The sequence below is a fragment of the Providencia sp. wls1943 genome, from assembly GCF_009706275.1.
GTDB lineage: Bacteria > Pseudomonadota > Gammaproteobacteria > Enterobacterales > Enterobacteriaceae > Providencia > Providencia zhijiangensis.
On record NZ_WLTU01000007.1, the window covers coordinates 215,732 to 239,763 of the forward strand.

General features: G+C 44.8%; 23 protein-coding genes. 14 read left to right on the plus strand and 9 right to left on the minus strand.

Translation table 11 applies throughout. The features are described 5' to 3' along the window. Positions 1-41 precede the first annotated feature (41 nt). Both GKR48_RS03125 and add read left to right on the plus strand, forming a co-directional pair. Complete coding sequence (locus GKR48_RS03125) at positions 42-1,682, plus strand: YdgA family protein (RefSeq protein ID WP_154626941.1); 1,641 nt, start codon at positions 42-44, stop codon at positions 1,680-1,682. Positions 1,683-1,831: 149 nt separating this feature from the next. Next, the gene (add, locus tag GKR48_RS03130) at positions 1,832-2,833 is read left to right on the plus strand and encodes an adenosine deaminase (RefSeq protein WP_336431108.1); all 1,002 of its coding nucleotides are present in this window, start codon (positions 1,832-1,834) and stop codon (positions 2,831-2,833) included. A 178-nt stretch (positions 2,834-3,011) separates the two neighbouring features. On the opposite strand, the gene GKR48_RS03135 is transcribed toward add, so the two are convergent. Next, positions 3,012-3,989, minus strand: a complete 978-nt coding sequence (locus GKR48_RS03135) for a bile acid:sodium symporter family protein (RefSeq protein WP_154599237.1) — start codon at positions 3,987-3,989, stop codon at positions 3,012-3,014. A 57-nt stretch (positions 3,990-4,046) separates the two neighbouring features. Further along, complete coding sequence (locus GKR48_RS03140) at positions 4,047-5,090, minus strand: oxidoreductase (RefSeq protein WP_154626943.1); 1,044 nt, start codon at positions 5,088-5,090, stop codon at positions 4,047-4,049. Between the two features lie 129 nt (positions 5,091-5,219). On the opposite strand from GKR48_RS03140, the gene GKR48_RS03145 reads away from it, so the two are divergent. The 10 genes from GKR48_RS03145 to osmB all read left to right on the plus strand — a co-directional run bounded on the left by GKR48_RS03145 (position 5,220) and on the right by osmB (position 14,972). Further along, complete coding sequence (locus tag GKR48_RS03145) at positions 5,220-5,660, plus strand: DUF2569 domain-containing protein (protein WP_154626945.1); 441 nt, start codon at positions 5,220-5,222, stop codon at positions 5,658-5,660. 87 nt (positions 5,661-5,747) lie between these two features. Then, entirely contained in the window at positions 5,748-6,329 is a 582-nt protein-coding gene (gene rsxA, locus GKR48_RS03150) for an electron transport complex subunit RsxA (RefSeq protein ID WP_154603759.1), read from the plus strand. Continuing rightward, positions 6,329-6,931 carry an electron transport complex subunit RsxB gene (gene rsxB / locus GKR48_RS03155; protein WP_154626947.1) on the plus strand — a complete coding sequence of 201 codons (603 nt, stop codon included), beginning with the start codon at positions 6,329-6,331 and terminating at the stop codon, positions 6,929-6,931. The genes rsxA and rsxB overlap by 1 nt, the downstream gene beginning before the upstream one ends. Continuing rightward, the gene (rsxC, locus tag GKR48_RS03160) at positions 6,924-9,365 is read left to right on the plus strand and encodes an electron transport complex subunit RsxC (protein ID WP_154626949.1); all 2,442 of its coding nucleotides are present in this window, start codon (positions 6,924-6,926) and stop codon (positions 9,363-9,365) included. Before rsxB ends, rsxC begins: the two co-directional genes overlap by 8 nt. An 11-nt stretch (positions 9,366-9,376) precedes the next feature. After that, positions 9,377-10,456 carry an electron transport complex subunit RsxD gene (gene rsxD, locus GKR48_RS03165; RefSeq protein ID WP_154626951.1) on the plus strand — a complete coding sequence of 360 codons (1,080 nt, stop codon included), beginning with the start codon at positions 9,377-9,379 and terminating at the stop codon, positions 10,454-10,456. Between the two features lie 9 nt (positions 10,457-10,465). Next, positions 10,466-11,095: an electron transport complex subunit RsxG gene (rsxG, locus tag GKR48_RS03170; protein WP_036956566.1), complete on the plus strand. Its 630-nt coding sequence runs from the start codon at positions 10,466-10,468 to the stop codon at positions 11,093-11,095. Then, complete coding sequence (locus GKR48_RS03175) at positions 11,095-11,811, plus strand: electron transport complex subunit E (RefSeq protein ID WP_154626953.1); 717 nt, start codon at positions 11,095-11,097, stop codon at positions 11,809-11,811. The genes rsxG and GKR48_RS03175 overlap by 1 nt, the downstream gene beginning before the upstream one ends. A 19-nt stretch (positions 11,812-11,830) precedes the next feature. Continuing rightward, the gene (gene nth, locus GKR48_RS03180; protein ID WP_036956562.1) at positions 11,831-12,472 is read left to right on the plus strand and encodes an endonuclease III; all 642 of its coding nucleotides are present in this window, start codon (positions 11,831-11,833) and stop codon (positions 12,470-12,472) included. Between the two features lie 121 nt (positions 12,473-12,593). Next, positions 12,594-14,537 carry an exoribonuclease II gene (locus GKR48_RS03185; protein ID WP_154626955.1) on the plus strand — a complete coding sequence of 648 codons (1,944 nt, stop codon included), beginning with the start codon at positions 12,594-12,596 and terminating at the stop codon, positions 14,535-14,537. 228 nt (positions 14,538-14,765) lie between these two features. After that, positions 14,766-14,972: an osmotically-inducible lipoprotein OsmB gene (gene osmB / locus GKR48_RS03190; protein ID WP_006659769.1), complete on the plus strand. Its 207-nt coding sequence runs from the start codon at positions 14,766-14,768 to the stop codon at positions 14,970-14,972. An 81-nt stretch (positions 14,973-15,053) separates the two neighbouring features. On the opposite strand, the gene yciH is transcribed toward osmB, so the two are convergent. The 5 genes from yciH to GKR48_RS03215 all read right to left on the minus strand — a co-directional run bounded on the left by yciH (position 15,054) and on the right by GKR48_RS03215 (position 18,521). After that, positions 15,054-15,380: a stress response translation initiation inhibitor YciH gene (gene yciH, locus GKR48_RS03195; protein ID WP_154603753.1), complete on the minus strand. Its 327-nt coding sequence runs from the start codon at positions 15,378-15,380 to the stop codon at positions 15,054-15,056. Continuing rightward, complete coding sequence (pyrF, locus tag GKR48_RS03200; RefSeq protein WP_132495989.1) at positions 15,377-16,114, minus strand: orotidine-5'-phosphate decarboxylase; 738 nt, start codon at positions 16,112-16,114, stop codon at positions 15,377-15,379. Before pyrF ends, yciH begins: the two co-directional genes overlap by 4 nt. Before the next feature lie 45 nt (positions 16,115-16,159). Beyond that, entirely contained in the window at positions 16,160-17,332 is a 1,173-nt protein-coding gene (gene lapB, locus GKR48_RS03205; protein WP_154626957.1) for a lipopolysaccharide assembly protein LapB, read from the minus strand. Between the two features lie 6 nt (positions 17,333-17,338). After that, complete coding sequence (locus GKR48_RS03210; protein ID WP_006659765.1) at positions 17,339-17,656, minus strand: LapA family protein; 318 nt, start codon at positions 17,654-17,656, stop codon at positions 17,339-17,341. Between the two features lie 154 nt (positions 17,657-17,810). Then, complete coding sequence (locus tag GKR48_RS03215) at positions 17,811-18,521, minus strand: phosphatase PAP2 family protein (RefSeq protein ID WP_154626959.1); 711 nt, start codon at positions 18,519-18,521, stop codon at positions 17,811-17,813. Positions 18,522-18,750: 229 nt separating this feature from the next. Between GKR48_RS03215 and ribA the strand changes: the two genes are divergently transcribed. Both ribA and hemB read left to right on the plus strand, forming a co-directional pair. Next, positions 18,751-19,347, plus strand: coding sequence for a GTP cyclohydrolase II (gene ribA, locus GKR48_RS03220; RefSeq protein WP_036956569.1), 597 nt, complete (start codon positions 18,751-18,753; stop codon positions 19,345-19,347). 248 nt (positions 19,348-19,595) lie between these two features. Beyond that, a complete protein-coding gene (gene hemB, locus GKR48_RS03225) occupies positions 19,596-20,573 on the plus strand; it encodes a porphobilinogen synthase (protein ID WP_132495992.1) in 978 nt (325 codons plus the stop codon). A gap of 93 nt (positions 20,574-20,666) precedes the next feature. On the opposite strand, the gene GKR48_RS03230 is transcribed toward hemB, so the two are convergent. Together GKR48_RS03230 and acnA are read right to left on the minus strand one after the other, a co-directional pair. Further along, positions 20,667-21,116 (minus strand): hypothetical protein, encoded by a 450-nt coding sequence (locus tag GKR48_RS03230; protein ID WP_154626961.1) that lies wholly within the window; start codon positions 21,114-21,116, stop codon positions 20,667-20,669. Positions 21,117-21,302: 186 nt separating this feature from the next. Then, positions 21,303-23,975, minus strand: a complete 2,673-nt coding sequence (gene acnA / locus GKR48_RS03235) for an aconitate hydratase AcnA (RefSeq protein ID WP_154626963.1) — start codon at positions 23,973-23,975, stop codon at positions 21,303-21,305. Positions 23,976-24,032 lie beyond the last annotated feature (57 nt).

Sequence of the window (24,032 nt, forward strand, 5' to 3'; positions counted from 1 at the left end):
ATAAGTACGTTTTGTACGTACTGAAAGGATGGATGTTGATAATGAAAAAGTCATTAGTTGCGGTAGGTGTTATCGTTGCTCTGGGCGCAGTATGGACTGGCGCATCATGGTACACAGGTTCAAAAGTCGAAGCTGAACTGAATAAAGTGATTACGAATTCCAATGCGTTTATCACCGCTAACGATCCAAGTGCTGATGTTGTCTTTAAATTAGAGAACTACAAACGTGGTGTGTTCTCTTCTCAAGCTGACATCGTCATTACTTCAACCACTTCTGCTGACGAAAACATCGTCTTTAAAGCGGATATCTCACACGGCCCGCTGCCATTATCTCAAGTGGCTAAATTCAACCTGATGCCAAAATTGGGTGCAGTAAATGTTGAATTAGCGAACACTAAAGTAACTAAAGAGCTGTTTGAAGCGACTAAAGGCAAGCCATTCATGCATGGTTCTGCGGTTATCGGTTACAGCAAAAACGTGGATTCTAGCATTGAGCTGATCCCTCTCGAATACACAAAAGATGACGGTAAGTTCTCTTTCAGTGGTGCTAAATTTGATATCGCAACCGGTTCTGACTTAAGCACCGTTGATGCATCTTTAGTGACTGATAGCTTAGTCATTAGCAGCACCAAGGAAGAAGGCTCTCTCACTATGAAAGGCCTGAAGCTGGTTTCTAACGTAACGAAATCTCAGCACGGCTTCTATACTGGTACTCAATCTTTCGTGATCGCAGATACCGATGTTAGCATCCCTGAGACTAAGTTCTCGTTCAAAAACTTAGACGTTTCAAGTGATACTTCTATCAACGGTGATGATGTTAAAGGTAGCATTTCTTACAAAATCAGCGATGTAAAAGCGTTAGAGCAAAACTTAGGTTCTGGTGAGCTGACTGTTGCTATCGAAAAATTAGATGCGAAAGCATTAGGCAAATTTGTTGAGCAATACAACCAAGCACTGGCTGATGGCTTAGCAACAGGCAACCCAGGTGAAGTTAGCGAAAAAATCGCAATGCAGATGATGACCACCACTCTGCCTGAGCTGATGAAAAGCAAGCCTGTATTCACTATGAGCCCGTTCTACTGGAAAAACGACGCTGGTCAAAGTTCTATCGACCTGAGCATCACATTCAACAAGTGGAATCAAGACGAAATCACTGCGTTAGCGATGCAAAACAAAGTGGATGAAGCGTTCAAGCAACTGATCACTTCTTTTGACTTCAGCATGAAACTGAACAAGCCAATGATCATTGAGTCAATGACTCAAGCGATGATCTTAGATGGCGGCGTAGCAGTATCAGCAGAAGATAAGAAAGCGGTTCAAGAACAAGTTTCTGAAGAGTTCGCAGGCGTTCAACAAATGCTGACTGCAGATATGTTCTCTAACCCGTTCGAAGAAATGTTCATGACTGATGAACAACGCGCAGAAAAAGCAAAAGAGAAAAAACACCCTTGGATGATCGACAGCGAAAACGATTTAACCATGACTGTTAAATTCTCTGGTAACGACCTGACCTTCAACGACGACAAATATACCTTAGCTGAATTCTTAACTAAGATGAAAATGATGCCAGGCGCAGAAGATGAAATGGGTTACGAAGAAGAAGCTCAACCTGCTGATGGTGCAGAAGTTGCAGAACCTGCAATTGAAGCAGAACAACCAGCAGAAGCGCCAGCTGCACAGTAATTGATTCTTAAGATAATTTATCCTTAAGATAAATCAGGTAAACGCCAGTCACACAGACTGGCGTTTTTCTTTTCATCACCCTCTTTTTCATTGATTTTTACTCAATCACAGACAAAATGGAGGCAATATATCTATAAGGATCATTTATTGTGATAAACAAACAACTCCCACTCACGGATTTACATCGCCACCTTGATGGCAATATTCGCCCTGAAACCATTCTTTCCCTTGCACAACAACATCATATTCAGCTTCCAGCCGATGAAATTGAAGCATTACGCCCTCACGTTCAAATTATGGGACAAGAAGCCGATTTAGTGGGCTTTTTGACTAAACTGGACTGGGGTGTTGCTGTCCTCGCGGATTTAGATGCTTGTAAGCGCGTCGCATTTGAAAACGTGGAAGATGCGTTCAACGCAGGCATCGATTATGCTGAATTGCGTTTTTCCCCTTACTATATGGCCATGAAGCACCAGCTTCCTGTTGAAGGTGTTGTTGACGCAGTGATTGATGGTATTGCCGCTGGTTGTCGCCAATATGATATCCAAGTCAATCTGATTGGTATTTTAAGCCGTACATTTGGACAGCAAGCTTGTGCTATTGAATTAGACGGCCTTCTCGCTCATCGAGATAAACTGTGCGCTCTCGATTTAGCGGGTGATGAGTTAGGATTCCCAGGCGCCCTATTTGAAGAGCATTTTACCAAAGCGCGTAATACTGGACTCAATATTACCGTTCATGCTGGTGAAGCCGCGGGCGCAGCCAGTATTTGGCATGCGATCAAGCATTTAGGCGCTCAGCGTATTGGTCATGGCGTAAAAGCCATTGAAGATCCTGAACTGATTGAGTTTTTAGCCAAGAATAATATTGGGATTGAAAGCTGCTTAACTTCAAACATTCAAACCAGCACCGTTCCTTCACTCGCTCAGCACCCATTGAAAGCATTTTTATCCCACGGTGTATTAGCATCCATTAATACCGATGACCCTGCTGTTCAAGGTATTGAGCTGCCATACGAATATAATGTGGCTGCACCGCAAGCGGGCCTAACACAGTCTGAAATTGAGCAGGCTCAACGTAATGGTTTAACCATAGCATTCCTTTCTGAGAGCGAAAAAGTTGCGTTAATGCGTAAAGCAGCCAGCCGATAATCCCCGTTATAACCGCCTATAACCAATCCTAGGGCAGTGACGTTTCTCTGCCCTATTTAACCCTTCGATATTTCAAGTAATCTCTGTTGCTAATTCATTTATAGTATCAAACCCATTAGTATGTTGTAACTAAATTGACATATTGATAAAGGCAGCTATCGCTGCCTCATCATGCTACTTATTGTTTTTCTAATCGCTTGGCATATTTCTGGGCTATCACCGCACACACCATTAATTGAATTTGATGGAAAATCATTAATGGCAGCAAAATAATCCCCACTGTTGCCGCTGGGAATAAAACGTTCGCCATCGGCACACCGTTCGCTAAACTCTTTTTCGAGCCACAGAACAAGATGGTAATTTCATCTTCCTTGCTAAATCCAAGAAGGCGCGCTGACATCACGTTAATCACCATCACCACCACTAACACAACGCAAGAAACTAATGTGATGATAAACAATGAATAAGCATCGATAGTTTGCCAAATCCCCTCCACAACCGCTTCACTAAACGCCACGTAAACCACCAGAAGAATCGATGAGCGGTCAGTGGTATTAACCAACCTTTTATGACGATTAATCCAGTTGGCGATTAACGGACGACATAGATGCCCAACAATAAATGGCACCATTAATTGCAACATAATTGAGCCAATCGCATTCAGGGTGTCCATAGCTTGGCTGCCGTCGGTATCCATTAATACCCCCACCAAAACGGGTGAGAGAAAAACCCCTAAAATGCTGGATGCCGAAGCGCTACAAATCGCGGCGGCAACGTTGCCCCCTGCTACCGAGGTAAATGCAATCGCTGACTGCACGGTTGCTGGCAATGCACATAAATAGAGGAATCCCATATATACCGTCGGTGACATCCAATGAGGCACCATGAAACGTAACGCGATACCGATAATAGGAAAGAGAATAAAAGTACTGGCAAATACCAGTAAATGAAGCCGCCAGTGCCCCATCCCTGCAACGATAGATTCTCTGGATAATTTAGCGCCATGCATAAAAAACAGTAGCGCGATTGCCGCTGTGGTTAAGTGCTGAAAAACAGTTTTAACTTCCCCTTCACAAGGGAAAATACTGGCGATGACAACCACGCCAATCATGATCAACAGAAAAGAGTCTATTTTAAGTTTTGCTAATAAATTCATTCGATTTTCCACAAATAAAAAGCCAGTGTTAACTGGCTTTATCTTCAACGTTGAACCTTAGAAAATATTTTCGATGGTACGTTTTTCTTTCGCTGATTCGATACCGGCTTCAATCAGTTTCATAATATCGATGGCTTCACTTGGCGTCACAGGATTTGGCTTACCGAGTCGGATAGCATCATAAATGGCTTCATAATAGCCGCCATAGTTACCTTTTTCATTGTTCCACGGCTTCGTCACCATTTCATCACCTAGTGACAGGGTCACAATACCATTATTCGGATCTTCCCCCCAATGCTCTCCTTGAGGAATAGCGCCACTTTTTAACGCGTCTTCTTGAGTATCTAGACCATATTTCACATAACTACCCTTCATTCCATGAATGGTATAGATTGGCATTGGCGCAGCAGCAACCGTCGTTGAATGTAGAACCACTTTTTTATCTGCGTAATCCAGCATTGCATGGAAATAATCTACCGCTTCTGCACCTGGACGAATAATACCGAGATCCACCGTAATCGCTTTTGGCTTGCCAAAATATTGCAGGACTTGGTCAATAACGTGCGGTCCTAAATCGTACCAAATTCCTGCCCCTGGAATATTGGCTTCGCGCCAGCGTTGTCTAACCACAGGACGAAAACGGTCAAAATGAGATTCATAATATTTAATCTCACCTAAACAACCATCTTGCAGGATTTTTTTCACGGTGCGATAACCCGAGTCCCAGCGGCGATTATGGTAAACCGACAACAATTTACCTGCTTTTTCAGCACGTTGTTGAAGGTCTTCGGCTTCTTTGACATCGAGTGTAAAGGGTTTATCGACCACCACATGTTTACCCGCTGCTAGCGCTTTACAGGCTAATGGGTAGTGAGTGTCATTCGGGGTTGGGATCACCACCAGTTCAATTTCAGCATCTGCGAACAGCTCTTCTGGTGTGCCCACTACCTTAACATTAGGATGGTCGGCATGGACTTTGCTCGCATCGCTACTGGAGATTGTGGTTAATTCAAACTCCTTTAACATGGCTAAAAATGGGGCATGAAATGTTTTGCTGGCATAACCATATCCAACAATCCCGACTTTAATTGGTTTGGACATATTGACCTCACATGAGTGGCATATTTTGCTATTTTAAAAAAGTACCATCAGAATGAATCAATTAGCAAATAAATCTATGATAGGATTATTATTTATCTGTATTATTTAGTGATAACGGATCCCTTATTTATGACTTCTGTTTATAACGCAGACCGCATTACTGGCTGGCTATTAGTCCCTGCTAGCTATTTACTGCTGACATTATTTGCTGCTTGCAGCATGACCGTGATGTACTGCATTAAGTTCTATGAGATTGTAACCACCATTGAAAGCTGGAGTAGTTTCATTACTCCTCAGTGGTATTTGTCATTCGCTATCAGCCTAGCTATGTCACTATTTAGCGTGCATGTAGCGCAATTGATGTTTAAACGTTCTCGCGACTTCCCCCGTCGTTTTACTATCTGGCTATTAATATTAATGTTAATTGGGCTAAAAACCTTCGCCTTTTCCCCGATTGATGACCAGGCAGCCTTGCAAATCCTTGCATGGCCACTCTTAGGCGCTGCATTTTTCGTACCGTATATGAAAGTTTCTAAACGCGTGAAAATGACTTTCACACAAGATCGATAAGCATCACAAAAATAGCTTTGATATCATAGCCTCCGTTAAACTGACTGCGGTCAGTTTTTGGGCTTTTTTCTCTCTTCAGGCTATGAAATGACCGACTATCTTCTACTTTTTATTGGGACAGTGTTAGTCAACAACTTTGTCCTCGTTAAATTCTTGGGATTATGCCCATTTATGGGCGTATCAAAAAAACTAGAAACTGCCATTGGGATGGGGTTTGCGACGACGTTCGTTATGACCCTCGCCTCTATTTGTTCGTGGCTAATCGATACGTTGATCTTAATCCCACTAGATTTAGTCTATTTGCGTACACTGAGCTTTATCCTTGTGATTGCTGTCGTTGTGCAATTTACCGAAATGGTTGTGAGAAAAACCAGCCCAACGTTATACCGCTTATTAGGGATCTTTTTACCGCTGATCACCACTAACTGCGCAGTTCTTGGAGTGGCTTTATTAAACATCAACCAATCCCATAATTTCTTGCAATCTGCGGTCTATGGCTTTAGCGCCGCCGTCGGATTCTCTTTTGTGATGGTGCTTTTCGCTGCGATTCGCGAGCGTTTGGCTGTCGCAAATGTCCCAGCGCCTTTTAAAGGTTCGTCAATTGGCCTGATCACGGCAGGGTTAATGTCCCTTGCATTTATGGGCTTTAGTGGTTTGGTGAAATTCTAATGATGTCTTTGTGGATTGCGATTGGCATATTAGCCGTTTTCGGGCTGATTTTTGGTCTGATCTTAGGCTATGCCTCATTACGTTTTAAAGTTGAAGAAGACCCGATTGTTGAAAAACTGGATGCGATTTTACCGCAAAGCCAGTGTGGTCAATGCAGTTATCCGGGATGCCGTCCCTACGCAGAAGCCGTTGCCAATAACGGTGAGATGATTAACAAATGCGCCCCTGGTGGCGAGCAAGTCATGCTCAAAATAGCCGAATTGATGAACGTGGATCCTCAACCTATTGATGGTGATGAAGACGCACAAAACCCCGTTCGTAAAGTGGCGGTCATCGATGAAGAAAACTGTATTGGTTGCACCAAATGTATTCAAGCTTGCCCTGTGGATGCCATTGTGGGCGCCACTCGCGCTATGCATACCGTGATTGAAGATTTGTGTACAGGCTGTGACCTGTGTGTAGCTCCTTGCCCTACGGATTGTATTGAAATGGTACCGGTTAAAACCACAACCGCTAACTGGAAATGGGATTTAAACACCATCCCCGTTAAAAACATTACGGATGCACCTCTTTCTTCAGCTAAAGAGGGTTCCCATGCTTAATTTATTTAAGTGGTTGAAAAAAGATAATGTTTGGGACTTTGATGGCGGTATTCACCCGCCAGAGATGAAATTGCAATCCAGCCAAACGCCTATGCGAGTCGCTTCCCTCCCTGATGAATTGATTATTCCGCTGCAACAGCATTTAGGGCCTGAAGGTGAACTGATTGTTAAAGTTGGTGATACTGTACTTAAAGGGCAGCCGCTCACCAAAGGTACGGGTCGCACAGTCCCCGTCCACGCCTCAACATCAGGAACCATTGTTGCCATTGAGCCGATGGTTACCGCTCACCCTTCTGGGTTAAAAGAGCTGTGTGTCAAAATTAAATCTGATGGTTTAGATACTTGGGCACCTTTGCAGCCCGAACCTAATTTCCAACAACTTTCACGCGCCGATTTACTCAATAAGATTGAGCAATCAGGGATCGCAGGTTTAGGCGGCGCAGGTTTCCCAACGGCCTCTAAACTAGCAGGCGGTAAAGATGCCATTAAGACATTGATTATCAATGCTGCTGAGTGCGAGCCATACATCACCGCAGATGACCGTTTAATGCAAGAGCATGCCCAAGAGGTCATCGAAGGTTGCCGCGTTTTACAACATTTACTCAATCCAGACCAAGTTCTGATTGGTATTGAAGATAATAAACCTGAAGCTATCAAGGCATTAAAACGTGCGCTGACGCCTATAGATACACAGATTTTTGTGCGCGTGATCCCAACAAAATATCCATCGGGTGGCGCAAAACAGCTCACAAAAATCTTAACCGGAAAAGAAGTCCCTTCTGGCGCACGTTCTTCCCAAATTGGCGTGCTAATGCAGAACGTCGGTACCGTCGTTGCTATCAAACGCGCGGTGATTGATGGTCAACCACTGATTGAGCGGGTCGTGACAGTGACGGGCGAAGCGATTAAACAACCCGGTAACTTCTGGGCGCGTTTAGGCACTCCAGTTAAGCATCTGCTTCAACAATCCGGTTTTGAACCGGAAAATGAGCAAATGGTGATTATGGGAGGCCCATTGATGGGCTTTACGCTGCCGGATCTGAATGTGCCGGTGGTGAAAATCTGTAACTGTTTATTGGTTCCTACCCAAGAAGAAATGGGTGAAAAGCCCATCGAAGAAGCCTGTATTCGTTGCGGTTTATGTGTTGATGCCTGCCCTGCGGGATTACTGCCCCAGCAATTATATTGGTTTAGTAAAGGCAACGAACACGAAAAAGCGCAAAAACATAACCTCTTCGACTGCATTGAGTGTGGCGCTTGCGCTTATGTTTGCCCAAGTAATATCCCGTTGGTGCAATATTATCGCCAAGAAAAAGCTGAAATTCGCGAGATAGACCAAGAAGAACGTCGTTCAGCAGAAGCGAAACTACGTTTTGAAGCCAAACAGCAGCGAATGGAACGCGAAAAACTTGCCCGTGAAGAGCGCCATAAAAAAGCAGCGGTTCAAGTGGATACTGCGGATAAAGATGCGGTTAATGCGGCGCTGGCTCGCGTTAAAGCGAAGAAAGCATCAACCTCTGAACCAATAAAAATTATTTCGGGCGAATTGCCGGATAATAGTGCCGTTATTGCAGCAAGAGAAGCGCGTAAAGCCCAAGCTCGTGCTAAACAGGCGCAAAAAGTTGCAGAGCAAGCCCAATCTGACACCCCAGTGATTGCAGGCGGCGCAGAGGGAGATGACCCGCGCAAAGCGGCCGTTGCTGCGGCGATTGCCCGCGCAAAAGCCAAAAAAGCGGCTGCGCAACAGGCTTCAGAGCCTGTTATTGAAGCTCCGATTGAAACTGCTGAAGACGTTGATCCGCGCAAAGCGGCCGTTGCTGCGGCCATTGCCCGCGCGAAAGCCAAGAAAGCGGCTGCACAGCAAGCTACAGAACAACAATCCACTGAGCCTGTTATTGAAGCTCCGATTGAAACTGCTGAAGACGTTGATCCACGCAAAGCGGCCGTTGCTGCGGCCATTGCCCGCGCAAAAGCCAAGAAAGCGGCTGCACAGCACGCTACAGAACAACAATCCACTGAGCCTGTTATTGAAGCTCCGATTGAATCCGCTGAAGACGTTGATCCACGCAAAGCGGCCGTTGCTGCGGCCATTGCCCGCGCAAAAGCCAAGAAAGCGGCTGCACAGCAAGCTGCAGAACAACAATCCGCTGAGCCTGTTATTGAAGCTCCGATTGAATCCGCTGAAGACGTTGATCCGCGCAAAGCGGCCGTTGCCGCTGCCATTGCTCGTGCAAAAGCCAAGAAAGCGGCTGCACAGCAAGCTGCAGAACAACAATCCGCTGAGCCTGTTATTGAAGCTCCGATTGAAACTGCTGAAGACGTTGATCCGCGTAAAGCTGCCGTTGCTGCGGCAATTGCCCGAGTTAAGGCAAAGAAAGCCGCTGCTCAGCGATCTACAGAACCGCAATCAAATGAACAAACCACCACAGAGTAAGTGATAAACAGATGAAATTTAGACCGCTTGATAGCAAAGCACGCCGTTTAAAAATTGCTAGCGCCCCATTTACTCATGATAACCAAAGTACCAGTCAGGTCATGTTTTGGGTTCTGCTTGCCGCAATCCCCGGTATTGCAGTACAAACCTATTTTTTTGGCGTCGGAACCTTATACCAAATCGCCATTGCGATGGTCACGGCTGCAGTAACGGAAGCCATCTCCATCCGCTTACGCCAGCAGCCTGTGCTGCCTGTTTTGAAAGATAATTCCGCAATTGTGACTGCGTTATTACTGGGTGTGAGCTTACCGCCACTATCACCTTGGTGGCTGATTGTGTTGGGCACTGTATTTGCCATTATTATTGCTAAGCAATGCTACGGCGGCTTGGGGCAGAATCCATTTAACCCTGCCATGGTCGGTTATGTAGTGTTGCTGATTTCATTCCCAGTGCAAATGACTAACTGGTTGCCACCTCAAGAATTGCAACAGCTGCATATTTCTGGCTTTGATAGCTTGATGGTGATCTTTAGCGGACATACCTCGACAGGGATAACTCTGGATCAATTACGTACCGGTATTGATGGTATGAGCCAAGCGACTCCGTTAGATAGCTTTAAAACGGGTTTACTCACACATTCCATTTCCGATGTACTACAGCAACCAATCCTGCAAGGCTCTTTAGCCGGTATCGGTTGGCAGTGGGTGAACCTTGCCTATCTAGCAGGCGGATTAATTATGTTAAGTCGTCGCATTATTAGCTGGCATATTCCCGTAGTATTTATTGGTACCTTAGCCCTGCTCGCTGTGGTTAGCTGGTTAATTGACGATAGCCGCTATTCTCCGCCATTAATCCAACTATTGTCCGGTGCGACAATGTTGGGTGCATTCTTTATTGCAACCGACCCAGTCACTGCATCAACAACGCCAAAAGGACGAATTATTTTTGGTGTGTTAATCGGCTTCTTAGTGTGGGTGATCCGCGTTTATGGCGGGTATCCTGATGCCGTGGCCTTTGCTGTCTTGCTTGCCAATATCACTGTACCGTTAATCGACCACTATACGCAGCCTCGTGCGTATGGGCATAAGTAAGGAGCCAGCATGTTAAATACAATGCGCCGTCATGGCACAATCTTGGCTCTGTTTGCTGCGGGAACAACTGCACTGAGCGCCGCTGTATATACGCTAACGAAAGATATCATTGCGGAACAAGCCGCCATTGTGCAGAAAAAATTGCTCGACCAAGTGGTACCTGAATCCTTATATGACAATGAACTCGCCAAAGAGTGCTATTTGGTCACCAATGAAGCTATACTGGGAAATAAACTCCCTAGACACCTGTATATTGCCCGTAAGGATGGTCAACCTGTTGCTGCCGCTTTAGAAAGCACGGCTCCCGATGGTTATTCCGGCGCGATCCACTTGTTAGTCGGTGCGGATTTTAAAGGCAATGTTTTGGGTGTACGAGTCACTGAACACCATGAAACACCGGGGCTTGGGGATAAAATCGAAACTCGTATTTCCGATTGGATCACCCATTTTACAGGCAAAAAGTTAGAGTCTGCGCAAGACCCTCATTGGGCTGTGAAAAAAGATGGTGGTGATTTTGACCAATTTACAGGCGCCACGATTACGCCTCGTGCGGTTGTCAATGCCACAAAACGTACCGCTGCGTTTATTCAAACGGTGCCTGAAGAATTAGCAAATTACCCAATTTGTGGGGATGAATAATGAGTAGCGAAACTAAAGAATTATTTTCACAAGGGTTATGGAAAAATAACTCTGCATTGGTACAACTACTGGGTTTATGCCCATTATTAGCAGTATCATCTACAGCGACTAACGCATTAGGTCTGGGGCTAGCAACGACCCTCGTTCTCGTCTGCACTAACGTCGCGGTATCCGCATTTCGTCGCTGGGTTCCTGCTGAAATCCGTATTCCTATTTACGTGATGATTATTGCCTCTGTTGTAAGTGCCGTACAAATGCTGATCAACGCCTATGCGTTTGGTTTGTATGAATCGCTGGGGATCTTTATTCCGCTGATTGTCACAAACTGTATCGTGATTGGCCGCGCTGAAGCTTATGCCTCTCGCAACCCCGTTCCTTTATCTGCCGTCGATGGTTTGGCGATGGGATTGGGAGCAACAGCTGCACTGTTTGTACTGGGTGCAATGCGTGAAATTCTCGGTAATGGCACTTTGTTCAATGGCGCGGACCTACTGTTAGGTTCATGGGCAAAATCGTTACGTGTGGAAGTCTTACACCTTGACTCACCTTTTTTACTCGCTATGCTGCCACCGGGCGCGTTTATTGGCTTAGCCTTAATGCTAGCCGGTAAATACCTTATCGATGAAAAAATGAAAAAGCGCGCAGCGCTAAAATCAGGTCAGCAACCAGCTCGTGAATACCAAAAAGAACAAGGTTGTGGCACTCATATTTCTTAAATTTGAAGCTTTGTGAGCAATGAATAAAACTAAACGAATCGAAATTCTCACTCGCCTGCGCGATAACAATCCTCATCCTACAACGGAGCTAGAATTTAGCTCCCCTTTTGAATTACTCATTTCGGTGCTGCTGTCTGCACAAGCCACCGATGTCAGCGTCAACAAAGCGACGGCAAAACTTTATCCGGTCGCCAATACGCCAGAGCAGATGGTCGCCCTCGGTGTTGATGGCATCAAAGAGTATATTAAAACCATTGGGTTATTTAATACTAAAGCCGAAAGCGTCTATAAAACCTGTCAGATTCTGATTGAAAAGCATCATAGCCAAGTCCCTGAAAACCGCGAGGCATTAGAAGCCTTGCCGGGTGTTGGGCGTAAAACGGCAAACGTTGTACTCAATACCGCATTTGGCTGGCCGACCATTGCCGTCGATACCCATATCTTCCGCGTGTGTAATCGCACCAAGTTTGCTCCCGGCAAAGATGTTGTGGAAGTCGAGGAAAAACTATTAAAAGTGGTTCCTGCTGAATTTAAAGTAGACTGCCACCACTGGTTTATTCTCCATGGTCGTTATACATGTATCGCCCGCAAACCACGCTGTGGATCTTGCATCATTGAAGATCTTTGCGAGTTTAAAGATAAAATTTACCCTGAAAATTAATCAACTTAGCCCAAGATGCGAATTTCCACACAGTTATAAAGTCATTCGCATTTTTTTCTTGCTCTAAGACTTTGTCTTACGCAACAATAGAGCCAAACTCAACATCAAATAAACGGTAAGTATGTTTCAAGACAACCCATTATTAGCGCAACTCAAACAAACGTTGCACGCCAAAACACCTCGCGTCGAAGGTCTGGTGAAAAGCACTGAAAAAGGCTTTGGCTTTTTAGAAGTCGATGGACAAAAAAGCTATTTCATTCCACCTCCGCAAATGAAAAAAGTGATGCACGGGGATAGAATTTCTGCTGCTGTTCATACGGATAAAGACCGTGAATTTGCTGAGCCTGAAGAGCTTATCGAGCCATTCCTTAACCGTTTTGTTGGTAAAATTCAGAAGAAAGATAACGACAATCGCCTGTTCGTTATTCCCGATCATCCACTGCTAAAAGATGCCATTTCTTGTCGCCCAATCAATGGTATCACTCATGAATTTAAGCAAGGTGACTGGGTTGTCGCAGAAATGCGTCGCCATCCATTAAAAGGTGACAAAGGTTTCTACGCAGAAATTACAGAATATATTACCTTCGGTGATGACCATTTCGCACCGTGGTGGGTAACGTTACGCCGTCACCAATTAGATCGCGCTGAGCCTGCAATGGTGGAAAGTGAGCGTGATGATGAAGGCTTAGAACGTATTGATTTAACTGACCTTCACTTTGTCACCATCGACAGTGCAAGCACTGAAGATATGGATGATGCGCTGTATATCGAGAAAACGGCTGAAGACAACCTGAAACTGTATATCGCGATTGCCGACCCAACCAGTTATATCAAAGAAGGCAGTGAGTTAGATAAACTAGCATTAGCCCGTTCATTCACTAACTACCTGCCAGGCTTCAACATTCCAATGTTGCCACGCCAGTTGTCTGATGATTTATGTTCACTGCGTCCAAATGCTCGTCGCCCTGCTCTGGTTTGCGTTACGCAAATCCTGCGAGACGGCTCAATTGATAGCAATATTGAATTCTTTAGTGCGTGGGTCGAGTCCAAAACTAAGCTGGTTTATGACGAAGTTTCTGATTGGTTAGAAGAAACCGGTTCTTGGAAACCACAGTCTGACGCCGACACTCAGCAAATCCTGCTATTAAAAGAGATGGCAGATAAGCGCTTACAATGGCGCCATAATAATGCCTTAGTCTTCAAAGACAGACCGGATTACCGCTTTGTTTTAGACGAAAATGGCAACGTGGTGGATATCGTCTCAGAAAGCCGTCGTACCGCAAACCGCATTGTTGAAGAAGCGATGATCACTGCTAATTTATGTGCGGCTAACGTACTAAAAAATAAATTAGGTTTCGGTGTGTTTAACGTCCATATGGGCTTTGAACCACTGCAAATCGAGCAAGTGGTTCAGACCTTGAAAGATAATGGCATCGAAGCAAAAGGCGAAGAGCTATTAACCCTTGAAGGCTTCCGTCAATTACGCCGCCTCTTGGATTCACAGCCAACTCAATTCTTAGACAGCCGTATTCGCCGCTTCCAAACCTTTGCAGAAGTCAAAGCGGATCCAGGCCCTCACTTTGGTTTAGGTTTTGATGCGTATGCCACATGGACATCGCCAATTCGTAAATACACCGATATCGTCAACCACCGTTTACTGAAATCGATTATTGCGGGTACTCCAACGCCAGAAAAACCAAGCGAAGAATTATCCCTTAAGCTGGCAGAGCGCCGCCGTGCTAACCGTATGGCTGAACGTGATGTGGGTGACTGGTTATATTCCCGTTATCTGAAACCGTTTGAAGGCACTGATACTAAGTTCCCTGCGGAAATTATCGATATTACTCGTGGCGGTGTGCGTGTACGTTTAGTGGATAACGGCGCCGTTGCCTTTATTCCTGCCCCATTCCTGCACAGTGTTCGTGATGAAATTCAGTGCAGCCAAGAGACTGGCAGTGTACTGATCAAAGGCGAAAAAGCCTATCAATTAAACGATATTATTGATGTCAATATAGCCGAAGTGCGTATGGAAACCCGTAATATCGTGGCTCGCCCGGCAGCATAGTCATTCACAATTTCGTATCCAAAAGACCACTACTCTCTAGTAATGGTCTTTTTTTATGGTCAAAATACATTCGAAATTAATAGGTTAGCATTTAATGTTAAACATCTAACATTTCTTGACATTTCTTTCTGATTATTCCGATCCGCCTATTCTTTTTTCATGATATTTTATTTTGGCTATATGCTGATACGTAATTATCATTATAAAAAATAAGTTGGAGTAAACATCATGAAACGCATCCTCTCTTTTGTCATTATCGCAACGGTGGCACTGGGTCTCAGTGCTTGTTCAAATATGTCAAAACAGAATAAAAACACAGCGATTGGAGCGACTGTCGGTGCTGTTGGAGGCGCAATATTAACGGATGGAAGCGCACTGGGCACAGTAGGCGGCGCGGCTATCGGCGGGATCATTGGACATCAAGTGAAGAAGTAAATTTAACACACACTTTAATGACAAATGGGGGAATAATTTCCCCCATTTTTATTCGGATGGTTATTTCTTAAATACGGCTAATCAACCACCTGCCAATTTAACTTGAAAACCTTTGGCTTCCAGTAATTGTTTCAGCAAGTCACGCTTATCGCCTTGAATTTCGATATCGCCGTCTTTCACAGCCCCGCCGCATCCACATTTTTTCTTCAATTCAGCAGCCAGCTTAGCCAGTTCCGCATCATCCAGATCTAAGCCTGTCACAACACAAACGCCCTTGCCTTTACGACCAGATGTTTCACGACGAATACGCACGATACCATCGCCTTTCGGGCGTTCGGCTTTCGGTTTTTCTTCCTCAATGCGTCCTATATCTGTGCTATAGACGAGACGGCTGTTAGCGTCACTCATGCGATATCCTTAATGGACTGATTAATTTGTTGTAAGGTCAGCGCTGGGTCTTCACTACGGGTGATCGGACGCCCAATTACCATATAATCGACACCCGCTTCAATTGCTTGTTGTGGAGTCATAATACGACGCTGATCACCCACTTCACTGCCTACAGGGCGAATACCTGGCGTGACTAACTTGAACTCTTGCCCGCATACTGCTTTTAGCGCTTTTGCTTCGTGTGCTGAGCACACGACACCATCAAGACCACACTGCTTAGTTAGCAGTGCTAAACGCTCAGCATGCTCTGCCGGCGTTAAGTTAATACCAACACCCGCTAAATCTGATGCATCCATACTGGTTAATACGGTGACAGCTGTTAATAAAGGAGCGTCTTTACCGTAGCTTTCAAGAGCTTGGCGTGCCGCTTCCATCATTCGTGCGCCACCGCTAGCATGAACGTTGACCATCCAAACGCCCATTTCTGCCGCTGCGGAAACAGCGCGTGCAACCGTATTTGGAATATCATGGAATTTAAGATCCAGAAAAACATCAAAACCACGGTCATGGAGTGACTTAACAAATTGAGGACCATTAAATGTGAACATCTCTTTGCCCACTTTCAAGCGACAGTCGCGCGGGTCAATCCTATCAACAAATGCAAGTGCGGCATCTGCAGTTTCATAGTCTAAAGCCACAATGATAGGCGAGTCAGTGTTTACGCGAACGAGGTTCTCAGTTGAGGAGATCATTTCATAGCCTTTATTGAGTATTGTCAGAAATTAAAAGTGACGCTGTCACTGACCATCCAGCCCGCGAATTGGCTTGATGGTGTCCCAAGAGCGACAAGATGGACAGTGCCAATAGAGCGAACGGGAGGTAAAACCACATTTGTGGCAACGGTAATCCGGCTTAGTACGAATTTGCTCACCCACCATTTTACGTAGCAAAATCAAGCTCTCTTTGGCTCGGCCTTCTTCTGCCTCCGCCAGATGGTAATCCATCAAACGGTAGAATAAACGCATGGTTGGATGACGCTGAATTTGGTCATTGATATAGCTAGCAGCCGCTTCGTGATTCTGCTTTTCAACGATAATATCGGCGAGATAAAGCTCAGCAATGGCGCCTGTATTTCCATCAACACATTGACGTAAATAGGTTTCCCAACCGTCCGCCAGCCCAGTGTGTCGATAACATTCATACAGCATTGGCAGCGTTTCAGACACCAGTTCTCTATCTTGATGATAAACCTGCACTAAGGCAGAAATCGCTTTATCATAATTGCCTTGCTCGATAAAAATACGCCCTTTCATAATCGAAACGCGTGCGCAGTTTTTATCCGCTTGTTCGCCTTTGTTTAATAGGCTTAAGGCTTCATCAATATCATCACTCGCCAATTCTTGAGTCGCTAACTCACAGTAGAAATGAGCGATTTGTTCCCGTAACTCTTCAGAGCCTAATTTCACCAGCTTGGTTGCTGTTTCAATCGCTTTACCCCAATCACTGGTTAACTGATAAATCGATAACAAAGATTGCAGTGCACTCTGTTTAAAATCCACTTCATCGGTTAATTGCTGGAACATGTTTTCGGCGCGGTCATACACACCCGCGGTCATATAATCACGACCAAGTTGTTGAGTGGCTAATAAACGTTGTTCAAAAGAGAGCGCCGCACTTTCCACCAGCGACTGGTGAATTCGAATCGCGCGTTCAACCTCGCCACGAGAACGGAATAAGTTACCTAGCGTTAGGTGAGCTTCAAAGGCGGAGCTGTCTTCCGTTTTGAGCATTTCGAGAAATAAATCAACGGCTTTATCTTGTTGATTAGATAATAGGAAGTTCACGCCTGTCACGTAATCACGGGACAAGCGATTTGCATGCTGCTGCTTATCTTGCTGAGCACTTCTGCGCCCCATGTACCAGCCGTAGGCAGCGGCAACAGGTAGCAACAGAAAAAGCAACTCGAACATTGAGGATTATTCCTTGTTCTGAGCTGTCACTAATTCGGTTGAGTCAGAAATAGTTTTCTCTCCAGCACCCAATTGTGATTCTAAACGTCTAATTTTACGACGTGCATTTTTAAGGCTAACAATGGTACGCAAATAGAACACCGCACACACCAGCCACCCCAGCACAAAACCGACACCAAACAAGGTTGCAAGTAAGGAAGATAAAGAAAAATCCCCTTTTGCAATCAGGTAGTTAAATGTAATAACCTGATCATTGCTTGAACCTAGCGTAATCGACACAATAAAAACGGCGACCGCTAGTAATAAAATCAGAAAGTATTTCACATTTTTTCCCGTTATCAGTTCTTATCGTTCCAAAACATATCGCTGATAAGGTAGCATTTTCAGCGCATTCAGACAAAGTAAATTATTCGCCTGCCAAGTGTATTCGCACTAAAAACCGCCCTTTTTCATCATGATAATCCGATTAGTGTCAAATTCATTTCTCTAAGAATCGAGATTGATATATCCAGTAACCTAACAGTGCGAAAAGCCCACTAATCAGCGTGGAGGCAATAATATCAATTGGCCAATGCATCCCGAGTAGCATCCGACTTAAGCCGATTCCCTGTGCCCAGCATAATATAACGAGACCCAAGGCATATTGACGCTGTTGCCAAAACAGCACCATCAACAACAGTGCCCATCCCGCCGCAAAGAACATATGACCAGAAGGAAATGAATAACCCGTCTCTGCTTGCCAATGCTTGCGCTGCCATTTAGGAATAAGCGAATTCGACTTCACAGTATTCTTAATTAAATCCGCCCGCTCTCCACGTTTCAAATCATAAAACTCCTGATGGGGAATTTGATACGTTTTCTCCAGCCACACCACATAAGGACGTGGTTCTTGGAAGGCGCTTTTCATTAATGTTTTCACCCCTTGCGCACCAAGAATACATAACGCGATAACCACCAGCAGCTTCTGCCATTGATTCCGTTTATGACGAAAGACGATTAACGTTAAGAGAGTTAAAAATACAAACGTCACATAGCTATAAGGTAACCCTGCACTATCCGTCAGCCAAAGTAACCATTTCATCGAGGGCTGATGCTCAGGAGACCACTGCCAGCCTGTGGCTATCATAACTATCGGCGGTAATAGCAAAAAAATGACACTTATTGCGATAAGGTAGGCACTTTTTCTCATCTAGAATATTCCTTACGTTTTAATTATTTCCTAATTAACAATTTTTACATGGCCTGCAAATATCTCTGTTATAGTAGTATAGCGTCGGCTGTGTGCAAAGAATGCCGGACTCTATATGCAAACGTCATATAGCATCGATATATTTAACTTTAGTGACTATATAGCTTTAGTACCATATCGATTTACGTGTTTAATTCAGCAAGAGTTACTTTAACTAATGAAAGAAAATATGCAGCTAAAACGTATTGCCGAAGCCAAACTTCCTACCCCTTTCGGTGAATTCCTAATGGTAGGCTTTGAAGAAATTGCAACAGGTCGTGACCATGTTGCACTGATTTTTGGTGATATTACAGGCGCAACGCCAGTACTCAGTCGTATTCATTCCGAATGCTTAACTGGCGATGCATTATTTAGTTTACGTTGTGACTGTGGTTTTCAATTAGAAGCTGCGCTCAAGCAAATTAGTGAAGAAGGCCGAGGGGTACTGCTGTATCACCGTCAAGAAGGTCGTAATATTGGATTACTGAACAAAATCCGTGCTTATGCATTGCAAGACCAAGGATTAGATACCGTTGAAGCTAACCTAAAATTAGGGTTTAAAGCCGACGAACGTGATTTTACCCTGTGTTCTGATATGTATAAATTATTAGGCATTAATGAAGTTCGCTTACTGACTAATAACCCGAAAAAAATTGATATTATGCGTGAAGCAGGTATCAACGTTGTTGAACGTGTGCCCTTAATTGTTGGACGAAATCCTAGCAATGAACATTATTTAGATGTGAAAGCACAAAAAATGGGTCATATGTTATTTAAGCACCAATAATTACCCTTCTCAATCAGGAAGAGTATCCCTTGCTCTTCCTATTATTCTTGTCTTAATTCCCATTTTCATTCATAACAATCGAATCGATAACAATTGACGAGTGATATATTCACATTCTTTTTATAAGGTTTATACTGTTCTCAACTTAATCCCATTCATTATTAAATACATCGAAAAATAAGAGTTGAACATTCCCACATAATAATCCGAATGGGAAATGTCTATTTTTCGTCTACCAAGGAGATAGTGTGAATAACCTGCATTCCATCCAGCGCATGAGAAGACTGCGTAAAAGTGAACAATTCCGCGACCTATTCCAAGAAACCCACCTCTCCATCAATGACTTGTGCTTGCCTATTTTCGTTGAAGAAGGCTTAGACGATTACGCACCGATTGCGAGTATGCCCGGTGTTGTGCGTATTCCAGAAAAACGCTTAGCTTATGAAATTGAACGTATTGCAAAAGCGGGCATTAAGTCGGTCATGACCTTCGGAGTCTCTCATCACTTAGATGAAAATGGTAGCGATGCATGGCAAGACAACGGTCTGGTGGCGCGTATGTCTCGTATCTGTAAAGAGACCGTCCCAGAAATGATTGTGATGTCAGATACCTGTTTCTGCGAATACACATCTCACGGTCACTGCGGTGTGATGCACGGTGACGTGGTTGATAACGACCAAACTATCCATAATTTAGGTTTGCAGGCCGTTGCTGCTGCACGTGCGGGTGCTGACTTTATCGCGCCTTCAGCTGCAATGGATGGGCAAGTTGCCGCAATTCGCCATGCACTTGATGAAGCCGGATTTACCGATACGGCGATTATGTCTTACTCCACGAAGTTCGCTTCCGCGCTGTATGGCCCATTCCGTGATGCTGCAGGTTCATGTTTAAAAGGTGACCGTAAAACCTACCAAATGAACCCAATGAACCGCCGTGAAGCGTTGCACGAATCACTCATTGATATGCAAGAAGGCGCAGATGCGCTGATGGTCAAACCGGCGGGTGCATATTTAGATATTATCCGTGACCTACGTGAATGCACCCAATTACCGATTGGGGCTTATCAAGTCAGTGGTGAATACGCCATGATCAAATTTGCTGCACAAGCAGGTGCCATTGATGAAACTCGCGTCACATTAGAAAGCTTAGGAGCCATTAAACGCGCTGGAGCCGATTTAATCTTTACTTATTTCGCACTGCAATTAGCTGAAAATAAGATCCTGTAATCTCTCTTTAAGATAACAAAACGCCGATACTGGATATAAATACAGTATCGGCGTTTTTGTTCATTTCCGCTTATTTATTCAACGATACGAGTGTTAACTCGCCTTTTTTTGTTGAAATTCTAGCTGCTCGGATAGACGGTTTGCATACATTTGAGCTGTTTCTGGGGTCAGTAGCCCTGCAATCAGAAGATCTTTTTTACCATTTGCAAGGTTAGCAACGACGCCCCATGTTTCAATATCCATGGCTTCACAATCAAGTTCGTGATCAGTGACAGGCAAAATATCAAAGAAATCTTTTAGAGGTGCAATAGAGATTGCGGTGTACTCGGCATTCAAGCCTAATGGGAACTCTTTATCTGCATATAATCTTAAATCATGGACTTCGGTTTCTGGGGTTCTCATGACAACCGAATAGAGATTTGGAATATGTTCTAGAATGTCACGAACTTCGTCATTCGCACCCGCACAATGTGAAGTGCTTAATAGAATGTCTGCTGCCCATAATGCACCCTTGAAAAAATCAGTTTCATTGATATTTGCCATATTGATTTCCTTTACGCTATTTTCGATAAATGCGGTCACTTCATTCCATCAAACTATTGAGCTTTTTCTGAATACTGACTATCACAATAACTGAGAAACTGGCTAAAAAACTTGAGAAATAACAATATTAAGCGTTAATAAAGAAAAAACGCCCACAAGAAATCTTGCAGGCGCCACAAACGGAGATTAATTGAGCATTTGGCGGATCACATAATGCAAGATCCCACCGTGTCGGTAATATTCCATTTCAGTTGCCGTATCGATGCGGCAACGAGTATTCACCTCTTTCACTTTGCCATCACCATATGTAATTTTGACGGTGATATTTTGACTTGGTGTCAGAGACTGTAAACCGGCAACATCAATACGCTCATCACCTTTTAAACCAAGGGTTTTGCGGGTTTCGCCACCTGTAAATTCTAATGGAATCACCCCCATCCCAATTAAGTTAGAACGGTGAATACGTTCATAGGATTCGGCGATCACCACACGAACACCCAATAAATTAGTGCCTTTTGCTGCCCAGTCACGGCTAGAGCCTGAACCATATTCTTTACCTGCAATAATAGCTAACGGGCATTTTTGTTGCTGATACAGCATCGCCGCATCAAAGATAGCCATCTGTTTGCCTGTTGGAATATGTAAGGTATAGCCACCTTCTACACCCGGTACCATTTCATTACGAATACGAATATTGGCAAACGTACCACGCATCATGACTTCATGGTTACCACGACGAGAACCATAAGAGTTAAAATCCGCAACCGCCACACCGTGTTCTTGGAGATAACGCCCCGCTGGACTTTCCTTCTTAATATTCCCCGCCGGAGAAATATGGTCAGTCGTCACCGAATCCCCAAGAATAGCGAGAATGTTTGCCCCGTGAATATCAGCGACAGGCTTAGGTTGCGCAGGCATGTTTTCAAAGAATGGTGGATGGCGAATATAGGTTGAATCCCCTTGCCAATGGTAGGTTGACGAGCTTTCAACATCCAACGCACGCCAAGCTTCATCCCCTTCAAAAACCGCGTTATATTCCTTATGGAACATATCGGTTTTGACTTTCTCAACCGCGCGGGCAATTTCCGCGCTGGATGGCCAGATATCTTTCAAGTAGATAGGCTGCCCCTGTTTATCCACACCTAGAGGGTCGTTTTTTAAATTAACGTGCATATTGCCCGCTAGCGCATAGGCAACGACGAGTGGCGGTGATGCCAGCCAGTTGGTTTTTACTAACGGATGAATGCGCCCTTCGAAGTTACGGTTACCTGAAAGCACAGCTCCAACCGTCAGATCAGATTGCTTAATCGCCTCTTCAATTGGTGCAGGTAACGGACCGGAGTTACCAATACAGGTAGTACAACCATATCCCACAAGGTTAAAGCCCAGTTGATCAAGATAAGGGGTTAATCCCGCTAGCGCGAGGTAATCAGTCACGACCTTCGAACCCGGCGCGAGAGAAGACTTAACCCATGGCTGACGAGAAAGCCCTTTTTCTATCGCTTTTTTCGCCAGTAAGCCTGCCGCCATTAATACGCTAGGGTTAGAGGTGTTGGTACAGGATGTGATAGCGGCGATCACTACCGCACCATCGGTAAGGTCGAATTCCTGCCCTTGAAAATTCACGCGAGGATGCGCATGTTGGCCTTGCTTATTCAGCTCTAAATCCACAGCACCTTGGAATGCTTTCGGAACTTGGCTCAGTTCAACGCGGTCTTGTGGACGTTTAGGTCCCGCAAGGCTCGATTCTACCGTCCCCATATCCAGCGCTAAGGTACTGGTGAAAATCGGTTCATCCCCTGGATGGCGCCATAAACCTTGTTGCTTGCTGTACGCTTCCACCAGCGCGATTTCATCGTCTTCACGCCCTGTCAGTTTCATATACGCAAGGGTAATTTCGTCTATCGGGAAGAAGCCGCAGGTTGCTCCGTATTCCGGTGACATATTGGCAATGGTCGCACGATCGGCAAGTGGCAGGTCAGCTAATCCATCCCCATAGAATTCAACAAATTTACCCACGACACCATGCTTACGTAGCATCTGAGTGACAGTTAACACCAAGTCTGTTGCGGTGATCCCTTCTGCTAATTTACCTGTTAACTTAAAGCCCACGACATCGGGGATCAGCATAGAAACTGGTTGCCCCAACATCGCCGCTTCCGCTTCAATTCCGCCAACACCCCAGCCTAATACTCCCAGGCCGTTGATCATCGTAGTGTGGGAGTCGGTTCCAACCAAAGTATCAGGATAGGCCACTAATTTACCGTCGACCTCTTCATGCCAAATCGCTTTACCGAGGTATTCAAGGTTAACCTGATGACAGATGCCCGTTCCTGGCGGTACCACCCTAAAGCGGTTAAACGCTTTTTGCCCCCAACGTAAAAATAGGTAGCGTTCGTGGTTACGCCTCATTTCGATTTCGACGTTGTCATCAAACGCTTGGGAATTACCAAACTCATCGACCATTACTGAGTGATCAATAACTAAATCGACGGGAGATAACGGGTTAACTTGGTTAACGTTACCACCAAGGGATTTGACGGCTTCACGCATGGCCGCAAGGTCGACAACCGCGGGAACACCGGTAAAGTCTTGCATCAGCACCCGAGCAGGACGATAAGCAATTTCTCTATCTGCATGGGCGTTTTTTTGCCAATCGATGATGGCTTGGAGATCGGCGTCTACGACGGATTTACCGTCGATATGACGCAGTAGGTTTTCGAGTAGAACTTTGAGGGATTTAGGAAGTCTCGCCCCGCTGCCTAATTGTTTCTCTGCAAGGGCAAGACTGAAGTAATTATACTGTTTGTTACCGACATTCAGTGTTGCTGCACTGTTTGTTTTTAAACTCAACGACATAACTCCTCCTTGGCGTTTTTATCACCTTATTTTTTTACGCAGTATTATTAATCATAG

Excerpts from the sequence above, each read along its gene's own strand:
- GKR48_RS03125 (WP_154626941.1), top strand. The coding sequence starts at position 42 with ATGAAAAAGTCATTAGTTGCGGTAGGTGTTATCGTTGCTCTGGGCGCA.
- GKR48_RS03135 (WP_154599237.1), bottom strand. The coding sequence starts at position 3,989 with ATGAATTTATTAGCAAAACTTAAAATAGACTCTTTTCTGTTGATCATG.
- GKR48_RS03140 (WP_154626943.1), bottom strand. The coding sequence starts at position 5,090 with ATGTCCAAACCAATTAAAGTCGGGATTGTTGGATATGGTTATGCCAGC.
- GKR48_RS03145 (WP_154626945.1), top strand. The coding sequence starts at position 5,220 with ATGACTTCTGTTTATAACGCAGACCGCATTACTGGCTGGCTATTAGTC.
- rsxA (WP_154603759.1), top strand. The coding sequence starts at position 5,748 with ATGACCGACTATCTTCTACTTTTTATTGGGACAGTGTTAGTCAACAAC.
- rsxB (WP_154626947.1), top strand. The coding sequence starts at position 6,329 with ATGATGTCTTTGTGGATTGCGATTGGCATATTAGCCGTTTTCGGGCTG.
- rsxC (WP_154626949.1), top strand. The coding sequence starts at position 6,924 with ATGCTTAATTTATTTAAGTGGTTGAAAAAAGATAATGTTTGGGACTTT.
- rsxD (WP_154626951.1), top strand. The coding sequence starts at position 9,377 with ATGAAATTTAGACCGCTTGATAGCAAAGCACGCCGTTTAAAAATTGCT.
- rsxG (WP_036956566.1), top strand. The coding sequence starts at position 10,466 with ATGTTAAATACAATGCGCCGTCATGGCACAATCTTGGCTCTGTTTGCT.
- GKR48_RS03175 (WP_154626953.1), top strand. The coding sequence starts at position 11,095 with ATGAGTAGCGAAACTAAAGAATTATTTTCACAAGGGTTATGGAAAAAT.
- nth (WP_036956562.1), top strand. The coding sequence starts at position 11,831 with ATGAATAAAACTAAACGAATCGAAATTCTCACTCGCCTGCGCGATAAC.
- GKR48_RS03185 (WP_154626955.1), top strand. The coding sequence starts at position 12,594 with ATGTTTCAAGACAACCCATTATTAGCGCAACTCAAACAAACGTTGCAC.
- osmB (WP_006659769.1), top strand. The coding sequence starts at position 14,766 with ATGAAACGCATCCTCTCTTTTGTCATTATCGCAACGGTGGCACTGGGT.
- yciH (WP_154603753.1), bottom strand. The coding sequence starts at position 15,380 with ATGAGTGACGCTAACAGCCGTCTCGTCTATAGCACAGATATAGGACGC.
- pyrF (WP_132495989.1), bottom strand. The coding sequence starts at position 16,114 with ATGATCTCCTCAACTGAGAACCTCGTTCGCGTAAACACTGACTCGCCT.
- lapB (WP_154626957.1), bottom strand. The coding sequence starts at position 17,332 with ATGTTCGAGTTGCTTTTTCTGTTGCTACCTGTTGCCGCTGCCTACGGC.
- GKR48_RS03215 (WP_154626959.1), bottom strand. The coding sequence starts at position 18,521 with ATGAGAAAAAGTGCCTACCTTATCGCAATAAGTGTCATTTTTTTGCTA.
- ribA (WP_036956569.1), top strand. The coding sequence starts at position 18,751 with ATGCAGCTAAAACGTATTGCCGAAGCCAAACTTCCTACCCCTTTCGGT.
- GKR48_RS03230 (WP_154626961.1), bottom strand. The coding sequence starts at position 21,116 with ATGGCAAATATCAATGAAACTGATTTTTTCAAGGGTGCATTATGGGCA.
- acnA (WP_154626963.1), bottom strand. The coding sequence starts at position 23,975 with ATGTCGTTGAGTTTAAAAACAAACAGTGCAGCAACACTGAATGTCGGT.